This is a genomic window from Arthrobacter sp. 05T420, assembly GCF_056396305.1.
Genome location: NZ_JBFTLG010000012.1, coordinates 50,975 through 65,803 on the forward strand (window position 1 = coordinate 50,975; position 14,829 = coordinate 65,803).

The following is a 14,829-nucleotide window of genomic DNA, read 5'->3' on the forward strand; positions in this document are numbered from 1 at the left end:
ATGCTGGCAGCGGGTCTGGGCGCCGGCGGTGTCCAAGGGATCCTGTTCGACATCGATGACACCTTGGTGGACCTCGAATTCGCCATGACGACGGCCCTCCGCGACGTCAGCGAGCACCTCCTGCCCGGCCTGGACGAGGCCGGGTGGGAGCGGTTCGGGCGGATCTTCACCCATGAGACCACCCACTTCTACGACCGCTATCTGGCCGGCGAGCTGACGTTCAATGAGCAGCGGCTGCTCCGCGGCCGGGCGGCGCTGGGGTATTTCGGCGTCGAACTGGCGGACGGCGAACAGGCCCACCACTGGGTGAGTTCGTACGCGAGCCGCCAACACGGCTACATCCGCGCGTTCGACGACGTCGGACCGCTGCTGGACGCCCTGGACGCCGCCGGCATTCCCTACGGTGCCGTGAGCAACAACGTCCACGACTACCAGCGTGTGAAGCTGGACGCGGCCGGGCTGGAACGGATTGCCGTTCTGGTGGGCACCGATACCGTCGGCGTCGCAAAACCGGACCCGGCCATCTACCTCGAAGGTGTACGGCGGATCGGTACCGGCCCCGGCCAAACCCTGTACGTCGGGGACAACCGGCTGCTCGACGCGGAAGGCTCGACGGCGGCCGGCCTCCTCGGTGTCTGGCTGAACCGCGGCGGGGAACCGGCCCCGGGCTTCGTGGGCCGCGAGGTCGGCTCCCTGCTGGACCTGCTGGCGTAGCCGGTCCGCAGAAACCGGCGCCGGAGGCTACCGGGGGACGGACTGCTTCGTCCGCAGCGCCAGGAAGGCGCCGACGGAGCCGAGGGCCAGCACTGCGAGCGTGCCGGTGCCGTCCGCGATCTTGGCGTTGCCGTCCGCGGGTTTGTCTGCGCGCGTAGCCAGCTGGGAGGAGCCGGACGCAAGCTTGGTGCTGCCGGCCGAGAGTTCTGAGGCGCCGGAAGCCAGTGCCCGGGAGCCGTTGAGCAGGCGGGGGTTGGCCGGATCGCCGGGATTGCCCCTGATGCCGACGTTCAACGCCATGGTTCCGTCGGCGAGCCGGGAGCTGCCCGCGGTCATCCGGGCGGCGGCCTTGAGCGCCGTCCTCCAGGTGGCCAGCTCCGGCGGAAGCCTGGGCGCCCCATCCTTGAGCTTCGCTGAGCCGTCGGTGATGCGGCTTGTGAGGAGGGTATAGAACCCCAGCAGGGCGATGAGCGGCTTTGTTGCCGGCCACCCCAGGTAATGTGATGCAGCTAACAACGGAAAATGATCGCAAAACTGCCCGCAGCGGAGTGGGGGAGGGGTGGTTACTCGTTGGTAACTTACAGAGCGTAGACTCGTTTTGGCGGGATTGGCAAGGCCTGGCTTGGGTTTTGCCACCGTTGAAGCGGCGCTCGGCCTGCCCGGACGGCTCGATCCCGGCGCTGCACGCCCGATTTGTGGAAGTGAAAACTCTCGGGTAAAGTAATTACTCGTGCTGAGGCGCCGGGAGCGAAGGTTTAGGCCTAAAGATCCGGACCGAAAGTGCCTTTGGGATATGGTGTAATTGGCAACACTACGGTTTCTGGTACCGTCATTCTAGGTTCGAGTCCTGGTATCCCAGCTCTGAAAGTCCGCGGGTTTCCGCTGAAATTCGGAAGTTTTGAATCGGCTGGTCCGATTTGAAACGGTGGCCAAGTGTATGAAACAATCATTTGGCTTGAATGGCACAAGTGCTGTTCTGGAAGTACGCGGCCCCATCGTATAGCGGCCTAGTACGCTGCCCTCTCACGGCGGTAACGCGGGTTCGAATCCCGCTGGGGTCACAACGGAAACGGTCCCGGGCATCTGCCCGGGGCCGTTTTGCTTTGCCCGGACGCGCGGATCCCGCTGCGCAACGTGCCGCCGTTGCTGGCCGGGCCGCTGGCCGCCGCGCCAAGGCCCAGCTGCGGGTTAGAGCGTGACCCAGGCGCCGGCTCGCGCCTGCAGGCAGTTTCCGGTGGCCGTATCCGTCCAAGTTGAACCGTTCTTGAACACAACCGTCGTGTTTGTCTTTCCGATGATGTCGGCGTAGAACTGCCGGGACGAGGCCGACGCCGAGACCGTGTTGACTACGGAATCCTCGAAGCGGAGGGTTACACGGTTGAATCCCGTCCAGGTTCCCTCCGCGGTGTATTCACCTTTGCCGGAGTAGAACCCGCCGGCTTTGGCGTCCGTGATGGTGACCGTAGCGTCGATCTCGAGGTTGCTGAAGTTGTTTGCGGCCCCGCCGGGCTGCCCGTTAGCGAGGTAGATTGCCCACCCTGTCGTCTGGTCGATGATCGCACCGTTGATCTTCACATGGGAGACATCCCCCAGCTCGGAATCGATGAAGATGCCGTAGTTGTTGGCTTTCCGAATGTCCGGATCTGTGATCTGCATGTGTGTCACGCCGCCGATGCGGATGCCGGAGTGCCCCGAGTTTGCTTTGTTCCGGTTGCGGACGATTGGACTGACGACCTTGACGTAGTTGGCCATTTGGATCAGGAACCCGCATGTGTTCCGGTTCACCAGGCCACAGTCCTCCGCAAGGCAGTTCAGGATGAACAAGTTCTCGTTGTAGACACCCACGGCGGGAAGGCTGCCGAGAACCTTGAACCCGGTGCCTGTGCAGTTGATGGCGGAGCAGTTGTTGATCCAAAGGTTTCTGATCTGTGCCGGGCCGGAGGCGCGGAAGCCGTGCTCGCCGGCGTCGTGCACGGCGACGTTGTCAATGTGTATGTCCTCTGACGGTTGGTTCGCTTCCAGAAGGACGCCGTTGTGTCCGGGCGTGTAGATCGAGTCCGGGGATGCACCCCGGATCCAGCCGCCGTTGAGGCGAAGCTGAGATACGTCGCGAAAATGCGCGCCGTTGACGTAGGTGTGGATTTCGAGCCAGTTGATGGTCAGGTTCGGAACTGTCTCGGCGAACAAGGCGTAGTCGAAGTTCTTGATCCGGGCACGGTCAATGGTGATGTAGCTGGAGCCGTTGATGTTCAGCCCGTTGTCCCGGATGTTGCCGCTGCCTTGTCCGGGGACAGTCGATTCGACGTCCACGACGTCGATCCGGACGTTTGTTGCGTCCTGGATAGACAAACCCGAGCCGCTGGCGCCGCCCAGTGTGGTGATGAAAATGCCGCCGGTGACGGTCGTATTTGAGCCGATCCTGATTTGTGGGCTGCGGCCCGTCCGGGCACTCGCACGGAACTTCGCACCGTTGGTGTGCAGGCGAAGCCCAGCGGGAAGGACCAGTGCGGCGCCGAGGACCATGGTGTAGGTGGCCGGGATGACCAGCGGGTAGCCGAGCGCCACCGCCGCGTTCGCAGCCGCCAGCACTGCAGCCCGGTCATCCGTGGTTCCGTTGCCGGTCACACCATAGTCTCGGGCATTAATGAAGAGTTCGCCTTTGCCGACGGGGGCATTCAGGGCCGTGGCGGCTTGACCCCGGACGGCCTGATCACTCTGTGTGGCAGCAGCTAGTCCGAGACCACCGGAAATAATGGCTGTTCTACGTGTTACGGACATGACGATCGGCCCTTCATCCGGCCAACAGCGCTTCCTCGACCATCATGGACCAACGAGCCTTGGAAAACCCTATGATCGTGCGCCTTCACATATTGTCGCCCCGACACACTTTGTGTCGCTATGGACGTTGCCGACGGCGACGAGTCAGTCAGACGCTCGCTGCGGCGTCGCGGACCTTGATCATGGTGCGGAGATTGCGGGTGGTGGTGGAAGCCTTGTACTTCGCCTTCGAGGAAAGCTTGCTGAAGGGGCTGTCCAGGGTTCCGCCGGCGGGGGCGAGCCAGGCCAGGGCTTCAGGGCCCAGCCGGGTGAGTTTGGCCCCGTCCAGGGCGCTGCCTGCCTCGAACAGCTCCAAGAGTGCTGCTTCATCAGAGGCGAGCGTCAGATACGTGTGGGTGGACGCGTCGTCGGCCGGATAGGGGCAGGCCTCCACCAGGGCTGCCACGCGGGCCGCCGTCAGCACCACCACCCAGGCGTCGTAGCCGAAGGTTTCCCGCAGGCACGCCTCGAACTCCTGCTTGACCCCAGCCGGATCCAGCTCGCTGGCCAGCACCACGTTGCCGCTGGCGAGCAGGGTCACGACCCCCGAAAACGGCCGTGACTTCAGTGCGCTCTTGAGATCGGCCATCTTGATATTGATGCCGCCCACGTTGATGCCCCGCAGAAACACCGCATAGCTGTTCATGGGCACAGCATACTTAGTCGTTGGTCTTGCGGAGCGCCTCGGTCAAGACACGCCCGGCGTTGCAGACCACTTCGGCGTGCAGCCGCCCCGGCTGGCGGGTCAGGCGCTCGATCGGACCGGAAATGGACACTGCAGCGATCACGCGGCCGGACGGCCCGCGGACCGGTGCCGAAACGGAGGCGACCCCCGGCTCACGTTCGCCGAGGCTCTGGCCCCAGCCCCGGCGTCGAACTCCGGCCAGAACCGTTGGGGTGAAGCGGGCTGACTGGAGGCCTTCCAGGAGACGGTCGTGGTCCTCCCACGCCAGCAGCACCTGGGCGGCGGAGCCGGCCTTCATGGACAGCTGGGTGCCAACGGGAATCGTGTCGCGCAGCCCGATGGGGCGTTCGGCGGAGGCCACGCAGACGCGCCAGTCGCCCTGGCGGCGGAAGATCTGGGCGCTCTCGCCGGTGGCGTCGCGCAGTTGCATGAGCACGGGGCCCGCGGAGGCGATGAGGCGGTCCTCGCCAGCGGCCGAGGCCAGTTCCACCAGGCGGCTCCCGAGCACGAAACGGCCCTGGATGTCGCGGCTCACGAGCCTGTGGTGCACCAGGGCCAGAGCCAGCCGGTGCACCGTGGGCCGGGCCAGTCCCGTGGCCGCCACAAGCTGCGCCAGGGTGGTGGGGCCAGCCTCAAGTGCGTCAAGCACATGGGCCGCTTTATCGATGACACCGACTCCACTAGAATTGTCCATGTAATGATATTGACGTCTCATTATCTGAGATGCAAGTCAACGCGCTGGCGTATTACTTGGCTGTGCTGGTTCAGTGGAAGCAATAGTCCGTAGAACGCACATTATTGACCGCAGTGAAGGGAGCAGGCCGTGGCAAAGACACTGGCCGAGAAAGTCTGGGACGCGCACGTTGTGCGCAAGGGGGACGGCGAAGGAGCCAACGCCCAGCCGGACCTCCTTTTCATCGACCTCCATCTGGTGCACGAGGTGACGTCGCCGCAGGCCTTTGAGGGCCTGCGCCTGGCCGGGCGAAAGCTGCGCCGGCCGGACCTCACCATCGCCACCGAAGACCACAACACTCCCACGCTGGACATCGACAAGCCAATTGCCGATCTCACCAGCCGCACCCAGATCCAGACCCTGCGCAACAACTGCCAGGAGTTCGGCGTCCGGCTGCACTCCCTCGGCGACGCCGAGCAGGGAATCGTGCACGTGGTGGGCCCTCAGCTGGGCCTCACGCAGCCCGGCATGACCGTGGTCTGCGGCGACTCGCACACGTCAACGCACGGCGCCTTCGGAGCGCTGGCCATGGGCATCGGCACCTCCGAGGTGGAGCACGTCATGGCCACCCAGACGCTGTCCCTGAAGCCGTTCAAGACCATGGCCATCAACGTTGAGGGCACGCTGCGCCCCGGCGTCAGCGCCAAGGACATCATCCTGGCCGTCATTGCCAAGATCGGCACCGGCGGCGGGCAGGGCTACGTGCTGGAGTACCGCGGCTCGGCCATCCGCGCGCTGTCCATGGAAGCCCGGATGACCATCTGCAACATGTCCATCGAAGCCGGCGCGCGCGCCGGGCTGGTGGCTCCGGACCAGACCACGTACGACTACATGTACGGCCGCCCGCATGCGCCCCAGGGCGCCGACTGGGATGCCGCCGTCGATTACTGGAACACGCTGAGCACCGACGACGGCGCGGCGTTCGACGTCGAGGTGGACCTCGACGCCGACACCCTGGAGCCGTTCGTGACGTGGGGTACCAACCCTGGCCAGGGCGTGTCGCTCTCTGCCAAGGTGCCGTCCCCGGATGACTTCGGCGATGAAAACGCCAAGGCCGCCGCCGAACGCGCCCTGCAGTACATGGGGCTCGAGGCCGGCACGCCGATGAAGGACATCCGGGTGGACACGGTGTTCCTGGGCTCATGCACCAACTCCCGGATGGAGGACCTCCGGGCCGCGGCCGACGTCATCCGGGGCCGGACCAAGGACCCGGCCGTGCGCATGCTGGTGGTGCCCGGCTCCGCCCGCGTTCGGCTCGAGGCTGAAGCCGAGGGCCTGGACAAGGTCTTCAAGGACTTCGGGGCCGAGTGGCGCTTTGCCGGTTGCTCCATGTGCCTGGGCATGAACCCGGATCAGCTGGAAGTGGGGGAGCGCTGCGCCTCAACGTCCAACCGAAACTTCGAGGGGCGCCAAGGCAAGGGTGGCCGCACCCACCTCGTCTCGCCGGTGGTCGCTGCGGCCACGGCGGTCCGAGGCACGCTGAGCTCGCCGTCGGATCTGGACCCCGCTCCGGAGTCGGCAGCGGTCCGCGTCGACGCCGCGTAGTTTCCGCCGCGTAGTCTCCGCCCGGATTCAAGCCCCGATCCACTCAGTCCGATCCACACAGCCCCGATCCATACAGTCCCGAAGGATCCGCCATGGAAAAGTTCACCACCCACACCGGCATCGGTGTCCCGCTGCGCCAGAGCAACGTTGACACGGACCAGATCATCCCTGCCGTGTACCTCAAGCGCATCACCCGCACCGGCTTTGAAGACGCGCTTTTCGCCGCGTGGCGCAAAGACCCGTCCTTCATCCTGAACCAGGCACCGTTCAGCGCAGGATCGGTTCTGGTGGCCGGCCCCGATTTCGGCACCGGCTCGTCCCGCGAGCACGCCGTCTGGGCCTTGAAGGACTTCGGCTTCAAGACCGTTCTGTCGTCCCGCTTTGCCGACATCTTCCGGGGCAACTCCGGCAAGCAGGGCCTGCTCGCCGCCGAGCTCGCCCAGGACGACATCGAGCTCATCTGGAAGGAACTTGAGAACGCCCCCGGAACCGAAGTCACGGTGGATCTCGTGTCCAAGACCGTGCAGTGCGGCAACATTGTGGCGCCCTTCGAGATTGACGATTACACACGGTGGCGCCTCCTGGAAGGCCTGGATGACATTGGGCTGACCCTCAAGCACGAACCAGATATCACCGCGTACGAGGCCACGCGGCCTTCCTTCAAGCCCAGGACGCTGCCTGCCCGGTTGTCGTCCTGAGGGTCCAGATCTGAGGACCCGAGGCCAGGCAAGAGCTCAGGGCCGCGGGCAACAGGTCGTGCGGGCAGCCGCCCAGTCTCGGTCGTTCGACTAGTTCTGACGTGCCGCCGTCGAGTTGCAAGACTCGACGGCGGCACTTTTGTCGTCACTTCTCGTTTCTAGGCCCAGCTGGCACGCCCATCCGACGTCACGAGTCAGCGACACGAGTTACCGGTCCTAGGCCACCGCAACTGAAAGACGCTTTCGGATCCTGAGTGCCTTCGCCCGGTGCCGGAGCTGGCGACGGTACCGGGACGTTGGCCCATCCGTTCCGTGCGCACGTGGGTCAAGAGGCGTTGTTGCGGCAATCGGATCCGCCGTGGGCAGATCGCCGCAGGAAGCTGGTTCTGACAACGGCGTTCCCGGGAGCGGTGGTGCGGTGGAGTGGTAGGTGTGGCCGGTGGGTGTGGTGAGTTCGATGGTGTGCCTGTTTCTGCTGTGCCCGGGCACGGCTGCTGGACCGGGTGCTGGTCGGGGTCCAGAGTCCGCGTGCTGTGCTCGTGCAACGTTTGCGGGGCGGGCTCGCCAGCCGGGGGTTTCTTTGGTGTGGTTGCAGGCTTCGCAGAGTCCGGCGCCGTTGGTCTGGGTGGTGGGTCCGCCATGGTGCCAGGGGATGATGTGGTCCAGGTGCCGGATCGGGGCCGTCGCAGTAGGGGGTGCGGCAGGTGTCGTCCCGGGTCTGGATAAGGCCGCGGAGCCGGTGCGGGAAGATCCGGGCGCGGGAGTCCATGGCGACGAGTTCGCCGGTGCGCGGGTGGGTGTAGAGCCGGCGGAGAAAGACGGTGAAAGCGTTCGCATCGGCATCGGCATCGGCATCGGCGCTCCTGGGCGTGCCGGGTCCCCGGGGTCCGCCGCCTGGTTCAGGGGGACCGGCGGTTGACTCGCCGGACTCCTGTGGGCCGTTTTGTCCGGGTGAATCGACGCCGGCTATGCCGTCCTTAGCTTTGGTGGCGTTGATGAGGGTGCGGGCCCAGCCGGCGGGGACGGTGCCGTAGCCGGGGATCCGGGCCGGTTCACTGTCGGCCTGGAAGAGGGTGCGGTCGGTCATGACGACCTGGATTTCGACCCCGGTGATCCCGCCCGGCGTGCCGGTGCAGCGCTCGACGAGGGTGTCGGCCATGGCCTGGCCGCGGCCCCTCGGGTCCCCGGCGGCCCGGAGGGTGTCGGCGTGCCGGGCCAGGGCGGTGTAGATGCCGACGCCGGCGGTGACCGGGAGCAGGGCGGTGAGGTAGCACATGGTGTCTGGGGCCGGGCGGAGGCTGACATGCCGCTCGGACATGGCGTGCGCGGCGCGGTCGGTGACGGTGCGCGGGTCCAGCCGGTACGCGGCGGCCCGGGCGGTGGCCACCAGCCGCCGGTCCCCGGCCCCGGCGAGGGTCCCGGTGTCGGGTGCGAGGTGTTCGTCGACGGCGGCCCGGTCCGCGGCGGTCAGGCACGCGGTTTCGCGCACGAGCAGGGTGGCGCGCCATTCGTTCAGCTGCCCGGATTCGAGCGCGGCGAGGGTGTGCGGCATCTCGGCCACGAGGGCTTTGGCGAGGCCCAGGAGCCGGCCGCCCTTGGCGGGGGATTCGTGCCGGGCCAGGGCGATCTGCGCGCCGATCCCGGCGCCGAGCTGCTCGGCGGGGATCCCGGCGGCAGCCTGCTCGCGGCGCTGGAGCAGATCAAAAGCCACAGCCAGCCGAGCCTGCTCTGCGGAGGCGGCGCACTTCTCGTTTTCCAGTTCCCGGATCCGGTCGATGATCGCGGCACTGGCCGCGGCCGGTGGGAGGGTGGCCAGCCGGGCGGCGGCGGCAATGACTGATCTGCGGCGGTGGTCTGCGGCCAGCAGGCCCGCGACGGACGTCTCCGTGGTGCCCTGGCCGGTGGCCGTACCGCGCCCGGCACGACTGAGGTCGCCGTCGCCGTCTCCTGCCGGAACCACTTCGGGCCCTTGATTGCCGTCCATGAATCCAGTTTTTCAGGGACCTCTGACAATAATTGCCGCATAGTTCCGCCCGCCTGCCAATTGCGTTGAGAAATCCCTGTTGCTAGCGGACGGCCTTGGACGTGGGCACGGAGGCTAGGGATTTCGTGGTGAATCCGCCCTTCTTGCGTGTGCTCGGACCGTGCAGGGTTGAGCTCCGACTTCGCCGCCTGGGTCGGCGGCGCCCTGCTTCGCCGGGGTCGGGGGGTGTCAGATCATCGTGGCGATGCAAGGCGTGCACCTAGTCCGTCCGCCACAGGGGCAGCGGGACTACGCTCCGACTGCGTCCTGACTCATCCAACACATGTCCGAGCCGTTTGTAGGTGCGCACCACCGCCTGCCGGGTGATCACAGTGCTTCCCGGCGCCCGGGCTGCCAGCTCACGCTCGTGCCCTTGGACCTCCAGATAGTTGCGGACCCACAACGTCACCAAAAGGTTCTGGGCACCTAGAACCTGCGCACTCAAGCGGCAACTTGGCAGTCCGGCGAAGTATCGGCCGATAGAGTCCACATGGGTCGCAGGTACGTTGAGACTCAGGCTCACCTCCCGCAGGCCCTGCTGGCCGGCGACGGAAGTATCGCACCTCATCGTCATGTAGCCGGACGCCAGGAACCGTTCCACCCGACGTCGGGCCGTCTGGGGCGATACGCCGGAGGCAGCGCCCAGCTCTGCCCAACTGGCCCGCCCATCGCGAGCGAGCTCCTCCAGCAGGGAGGCGTCCATCCGGTCAGGGGCGTAGGCCGGCGGTGGGGGAGTGGACTCCTTCGCCATGAGCCGCGCCCGCGCTGGTTCCAGGGTCCCGCTGCGCCACTCCGAGGCTTGCCTATAGAGCTGTGTGACGAAGACAACCTCTCTGCGCGTCACCCCAGGTAGGTCCGCGAAAGCGCCCGTGACGATCGCCATGAGTTCCTCATGGCTGGATGCGAAGCAGTCCACGAACAGGTCGTGGGCTCCCGATACCAGGGATACCGTCCCGAAGGCGGGTTCTGCGCAGAGCCGGTGGATGAGGGCCTCGTGCTCGCCCGGCACTGAGGACAGATAGATGAAAGCTGACCAGCCCGCACTGAGGTACCGAGGCCCTGGAGACGGGGTGATCCACGCTAGTCCGTGTTCCGCGAGCGCGTTCCAGCGTCGGGCGACGGTGGGTCCGGACAGGCCGAGGACGTCCCCCACGCGGGCCCAGTCGGCCCTTGGGTTGATCTGGAGAGCGTTTACGATTTCGAGATCCAATTCAGAGATCATGGCTGATTCTTTCAAATTTCTTGATGCATTGGGGATTTAGAGCAATGTGGGGGCTATGGATGGGGCCGAAGCTAACGTTGTGACTCGCATCACTCCAAGTCAGGTGTCCCGAATCCCAAGGAAGTAACATGACAAGTAAGACAGCCCCACCGGCGACGGCGGCCATCACCCGTCGAACGATTACCGGCATGGTCGTGGCGATGGCTTTGATCGAATCACTCAGCGGCGTCACCCAGGGGTACTTGAACCCCATCTTGCCCGCCCTCGGGCCCGTCCTGTCGATAGATGATCCGACGATCAACGGCATCTTCCTGATCTCCAACGTCAGTTTCGCCGTGCTCACGCCCATCATCTCCCGGCTCGGAGACAGCTACGGCTACAGGCTGGTGCTCCGCTGGTCAACAGCGGTCGTCGCTGCGGGAGTGCTCATGATGGCACTTTGGCCGTCTCTGGGGACCGTGACCGTGGGCGTCGTGCTGCTCACGTGCGTCGTGGGATTCATCCCGCTCATGATGGGAATCCTGCGGGTCAGCAGCCCCGCTCACACCCGCACCGGAGTCAGCGTGATGATAGGCATGCTCATGATCATGGTCGGTGCAGGCGGGCTGCTGGCGGGGATTGTGGGCGTCAGCGACCCCGCGCTCGGCTTCTGGGTGGCGGTTCCGTTCGCCGTCGTGGCACTGGTGTGTTCTTTCCTGTTGCCCGACGCCGGAACTCCCACCCGGGAGGGAATTGCTCTGGTGCCCCTGCTGGCCTGTTCCGTCGGCCTGATCGGCTTCGTCGTCGCCCTTTCGATGGGGCCGGACTGGGGCTGGCTCGATGCGCGGACGCTCGGATCCGGTCTGGTTGGACTGGCGCTGCTGGCCTTCTGGGCTCTGATAGACGCCCGGGGCCCCGAGCGCGGCAAGAAGTTTGTGGATCTGCGCATGCTTGCAAACCCGCGTATCCGCACAGTCTCGCTGGCCACCTTCTTCTTCGGCTTCGCGTCCATCAGCTACTTCGGGACCAACGGTATCTTCCTGCACGCCAACCCCGACAAGACCGGTTATGGATTTGCTCTCACCCCACTTATGATCGCAATTGTCCTTGCCGCTGCATCTGTGCTCTCATTCGTGTCTTCGATGTTGACCGCGCGGGCGCTCAAGGTGTTCGGCGAGCGCGCCACGCTTGTCTTCGCGGGCCTGCTGCTTGCGGGTGGTTTCGTGGCGATGATCGCTGCGCACGCCTCCCTGGCCGGGTACTGCGTCGGGTTCGCCATGTTCAACCTGAGCCTCGGCATCTACCAGGCCGGGACCCGTTCGCTGTCTGTCGAGGGTGTGGCACTGGAGGAGACCTCGACGGCGGCCGGACTCAACGAGTTGGCCCTGTCGGTCGGCATTGCGGTGGGCGCCGCCGTCGTCAAGCTCCTCTCTTCGTCGTTGGCGGAGTCCGGGCGCATCACTGAGGGTGGCCTCGTGTCCATCTGGGGAGCGCTCGCAATAGCAGCATTGATCGCGGCGGCAGCCTCCGCACGCTACCCGAAGCGTCAGTCAGCGGAGGTCCTGCCATGAACCCTGCTGCGCTGACGCCGGCAGGCCGTGCTCCTGCTTCCGGGTTTGGGATCCACGGCCGAATCTCCGCGGCATTGGAACGCTGGCAGCCCGAGATTCTTCGTCTGAGCCATGAGATCCACGCCGATCCGGAACTCGGGGGCGAAGAGTTCCGGGCCGCCAAACGGGCCGCCGTGCTGTTGCGCGCCGCCGGCTTCAGCTTTGACAGCTCCCAGCCTGTATTTCCGACCGCTTTCAGTGCCCGGTACGGAAACGGTGAGCTCGTGGTGGCTATCTGCGTCGAATACGACGCACTGCCGGCCATTGGACATGCCTGCGGACACAATGTGAACGCCGCCAGTGCCGTGGGGGCGGCGCTGGCGCTGGCCGCCGTGGCGGACGACCTCGGCATCACCGTCAAGGTGCTCGGCACTCCCGCCGAGGAGACGACCGGAGGCAAAGTGGATCTCATCGAGGAGGGCTTCTTCGACGACGTGGCTCTGGCGATGATGGCCCATGCAGGCGCCGAGGACGTCATCGGCGGTTCATCGTTGGCGATGTCCATGTGGGATGTGCTGTACGAGGGGCGTCCGGCACACGCTGCAGCGGCGCCGGCCGAAGGCATCAACGCGCTGGACGCACTCGTGGTCGCCCAAACGGCGATTGCCCTGGGCCGGCAGCAGCTTCCGTCGGGCTCCATCGTGTCGCTGATCGTCACGGAGGGCGGGAGCGCCGTGAACGTCGTCCCTGATCGGGCCCGGGCCAGCGTGGAGATGCGCTCGCCGAACATTGCCACACTCCGGGTGATCGAGGAAAAAGTGCGGCGCTGTCTTGAGGCCGGTGCTCTTGCCAGTGGCGCCACACTTCAGGTCACGCCTAACGGTAACGCGTATGCCGAGCTGAGGCAGGACAGTTTCCTCTCCGAGGCATACCGCGAGGCGATGGCCGTCCGGGGGAGGGACGTCATCTTCAACGCCACACCAGTGGCTTCCACGGACATGGGCAATGTCTCTCAACTGGTGCCGAGCATCCACCCGCTGCTCGGCTACGATGTGGGCGGCGCAGCCCATCACACGGCCGAGTTCGCCGCCTTTGGGTCCTCCGTTTCTGCGGACCGGGCCGTGCTGGACGGTGCCTTCGGTCTGGCTGCGGCGGCCAGTGCAGCGGCAGGGGATGCACGGCAGCGTGCCCGCCTGCTTGGCGGCAGCCCCCGCTGACACCGCGGTCCAGCCGGACCGTAGTGGGTCGTTAACCCCGCGTCTGGTCCCCGAGGGCGCGCCGGACCGGCGGCTTGGACCACATGACCGGCGGCTTGGACCACAGTATGACCGTCGGCTTGGACCACATGAGCGACGCCTGGACCGTAGTATGACCGACGGCGCCGCGCATGCGGCGCCGTCGGCGCAGGCAGGGCCAATGTGAGGCTTATCGAACCGCTCCGTATTTCAGATCGGTAACGGATGCTCCTATGCTTAGCTGGAGCCTTTGTAAGGATTTGGGGGCGAGTAGTCGTGAGGAAACCGGTATATGAGTAGTGTTCTGACAATCCGCGGAGGCGTCCCGCTAACTGGCCGCGTCACCGTTCGCGGGGCCAAGAATCTTGTCCCCAAGGCCATGGTTGCTGCCCTCCTGGGCAACGAGCCATCGGTGTTGCGCAACGTGCCTGAAATTAAGGACGTCGAGGTTGTCACGAGCCTGCTTCAGCTCCACGGCGTCAGGGTTGATAAGGACCCTGTGACCGGCGACCTGACGCTGGACCCGAAGGACGCCAAGACCGCCTCCAGCACGGCCATCGATGCCCACGCCGGCGATTCTCGCATCCCGATCCTGCTGTGCGGGCCTCTGATCCACGCGATCGGCGAGGCCTTCATCCCCGATCTGGGCGGCTGCAAGATCGGCGACCGTCCGATCGATTACCACCTCAATGTCCTGCGCCAGTTCGGTGCAGTGGTGGAAAAGCGCCCCGGCGGCATCCACATCTCCGCGCCCAACGGGCTCAAGGGCGCCAAGATTGTGCTGCCCTACCCGTCCGTCGGCGCCACCGAGCAGGTCCTGCTGAGCGCCACCCGCGCCGAGGGCATCACCGAGCTCTCCGGCGCGGCCACCGAGCCGGAAATCGTGGACCTCATCGCGGTCCTGCAAAAGATGGGCGCGATCATCAGCGTCCAGACTGACCGCACCATCCGGATCGAAGGCGTCCGCGACCTCGGCGGGTACAACCACCGGGCACTCTCGGACCGCAACGAATCCGCCTCCTGGGCGTCCGCGGCCTTGGTCACCCGGGGCGATATCTTTGTCGAAGGCGCCACGCAGCGGGACATGATGACCTTCCTGAACACCTACCGCAAGGTGGGCGGCGGCATGGACATCGGCGACGACGGGATCCGCTTCTACCACCGTGGAGGCAAGCTCAACCCGCTGGTCCTCGAAACGGACGTGCACCCCGGCTTCATGACGGACTGGCAGCAGCCCCTCATCGTCGCCCTGACCCAGGCCGAGGGCGTTTCGATCGTCCACGAAACCGTGTACGAGAACCGGTTCGGCTTCACCGAAGCACTGATCCGCATGGGCGCCAACATCCAGGTCCACCGCGAGTGCCTCGGCAGCGTGCCGTGCCGCTTCGGCCAGCGCAACTTCCTGCACTCCGCCGTAATCTCCGGACCTACGCAGCTCACAGGCACCGACATCGACGTCCCGGACCTGCGCGGCGGATTCAGCCATCTCATCGCCGCGCTGGCGGCCGACGGTACCTCCCGCGTCACGGGAATCGACATCATCAACCGCGGTTACGAGCGCTTCACCGAGAAGCTCGCGGGCCTCGGCGCCGATTTCGACATCACGTCAGCCAAGTAGCGGGGACCAG

The 14,829-nt window shown here is 65.7% G+C and carries 11 protein-coding genes, 2 tRNA genes and 1 pseudogene; 8 read left to right on the plus strand and 6 right to left on the minus strand.

The window, feature by feature from the left end:
- On the plus strand, positions 1-714 hold the full coding sequence (locus AC1DEM_RS12930) for an HAD family hydrolase (RefSeq protein ID WP_476884749.1): 714 nt from the start codon (positions 1-3) through the stop codon (positions 712-714).
- A gap of 27 nt (positions 715-741) precedes the next feature.
- Here AC1DEM_RS12930 and AC1DEM_RS12935 read toward each other — a convergent pair whose 3' ends face one another.
- A complete protein-coding gene (locus tag AC1DEM_RS12935) occupies positions 742-1,230 on the minus strand; it encodes a hypothetical protein (RefSeq protein ID WP_476884750.1) in 489 nt (162 codons plus the stop codon).
- Between the two features lie 271 nt (positions 1,231-1,501).
- Between AC1DEM_RS12935 and AC1DEM_RS12940 the strand changes: the two genes are divergently transcribed.
- Positions 1,502-1,573, plus strand: a tRNA-Gln gene (locus tag AC1DEM_RS12940).
- Between the two features lie 129 nt (positions 1,574-1,702).
- Positions 1,703-1,775, plus strand: a tRNA-Glu gene (locus AC1DEM_RS12945).
- A 127-nt stretch (positions 1,776-1,902) separates the two neighbouring features.
- Here the strand turns inward: AC1DEM_RS12945 and AC1DEM_RS12950 are convergent.
- From AC1DEM_RS12950 to AC1DEM_RS12960, 3 genes are all read right to left on the minus strand, one after another.
- Entirely contained in the window at positions 1,903-3,339 is a 1,437-nt protein-coding gene (locus AC1DEM_RS12950) for a hypothetical protein (protein ID WP_476884751.1), read from the minus strand.
- Between the two features lie 301 nt (positions 3,340-3,640).
- On the minus strand, positions 3,641-4,177 hold the full coding sequence (locus AC1DEM_RS12955) for a DUF1697 domain-containing protein (RefSeq protein WP_476884752.1): 537 nt from the start codon (positions 4,175-4,177) through the stop codon (positions 3,641-3,643).
- A 13-nt stretch (positions 4,178-4,190) separates the two neighbouring features.
- Entirely contained in the window at positions 4,191-4,910 is a 720-nt protein-coding gene (locus tag AC1DEM_RS12960; protein WP_026266447.1) for an IclR family transcriptional regulator, read from the minus strand.
- A gap of 129 nt (positions 4,911-5,039) precedes the next feature.
- On the opposite strand from AC1DEM_RS12960, the gene leuC reads away from it, so the two are divergent.
- Both leuC and leuD read left to right on the plus strand, forming a co-directional pair.
- A complete protein-coding gene (gene leuC / locus AC1DEM_RS12965) occupies positions 5,040-6,494 on the plus strand; it encodes a 3-isopropylmalate dehydratase large subunit (RefSeq protein ID WP_476884753.1) in 1,455 nt (484 codons plus the stop codon).
- 92 nt (positions 6,495-6,586) lie between these two features.
- Positions 6,587-7,192 (plus strand): 3-isopropylmalate dehydratase small subunit, encoded by a 606-nt coding sequence (gene leuD, locus AC1DEM_RS12970; protein WP_476884754.1) that lies wholly within the window; start codon positions 6,587-6,589, stop codon positions 7,190-7,192.
- Positions 7,193-7,408: 216 nt separating this feature from the next.
- Here leuD and AC1DEM_RS12975 read toward each other — a convergent pair.
- Together AC1DEM_RS12975 and AC1DEM_RS12980 are read right to left on the minus strand one after the other, a co-directional pair.
- Positions 7,409-9,176: pseudogene (locus tag AC1DEM_RS12975) on the minus strand (HNH endonuclease).
- A 259-nt stretch (positions 9,177-9,435) separates the two neighbouring features.
- A complete protein-coding gene (locus AC1DEM_RS12980) occupies positions 9,436-10,437 on the minus strand; it encodes an Lrp/AsnC family transcriptional regulator (protein WP_476884755.1) in 1,002 nt (333 codons plus the stop codon).
- Between the two features lie 128 nt (positions 10,438-10,565).
- Here AC1DEM_RS12980 and AC1DEM_RS12985 point away from each other — a divergent pair, with 128 nt between their 5' ends.
- The 3 genes from AC1DEM_RS12985 to murA all read left to right on the plus strand — a co-directional run bounded on the left by AC1DEM_RS12985 (position 10,566) and on the right by murA (position 14,819).
- Positions 10,566-11,987, plus strand: coding sequence for an MFS transporter (locus tag AC1DEM_RS12985; RefSeq protein ID WP_476884756.1), 1,422 nt, complete (start codon positions 10,566-10,568; stop codon positions 11,985-11,987).
- The gene (locus tag AC1DEM_RS12990; RefSeq protein ID WP_476884757.1) at positions 11,984-13,183 is read left to right on the plus strand and encodes a M20 family metallopeptidase; all 1,200 of its coding nucleotides are present in this window, start codon (positions 11,984-11,986) and stop codon (positions 13,181-13,183) included. The genes AC1DEM_RS12985 and AC1DEM_RS12990 overlap by 4 nt, the downstream gene beginning before the upstream one ends.
- Before the next feature lie 310 nt (positions 13,184-13,493).
- Positions 13,494-14,819, plus strand: a complete 1,326-nt coding sequence (gene murA, locus AC1DEM_RS12995) for a UDP-N-acetylglucosamine 1-carboxyvinyltransferase (protein WP_476884758.1) — start codon at positions 13,494-13,496, stop codon at positions 14,817-14,819.
- The last annotated feature ends 10 nt before the right edge of the window (positions 14,820-14,829 follow it).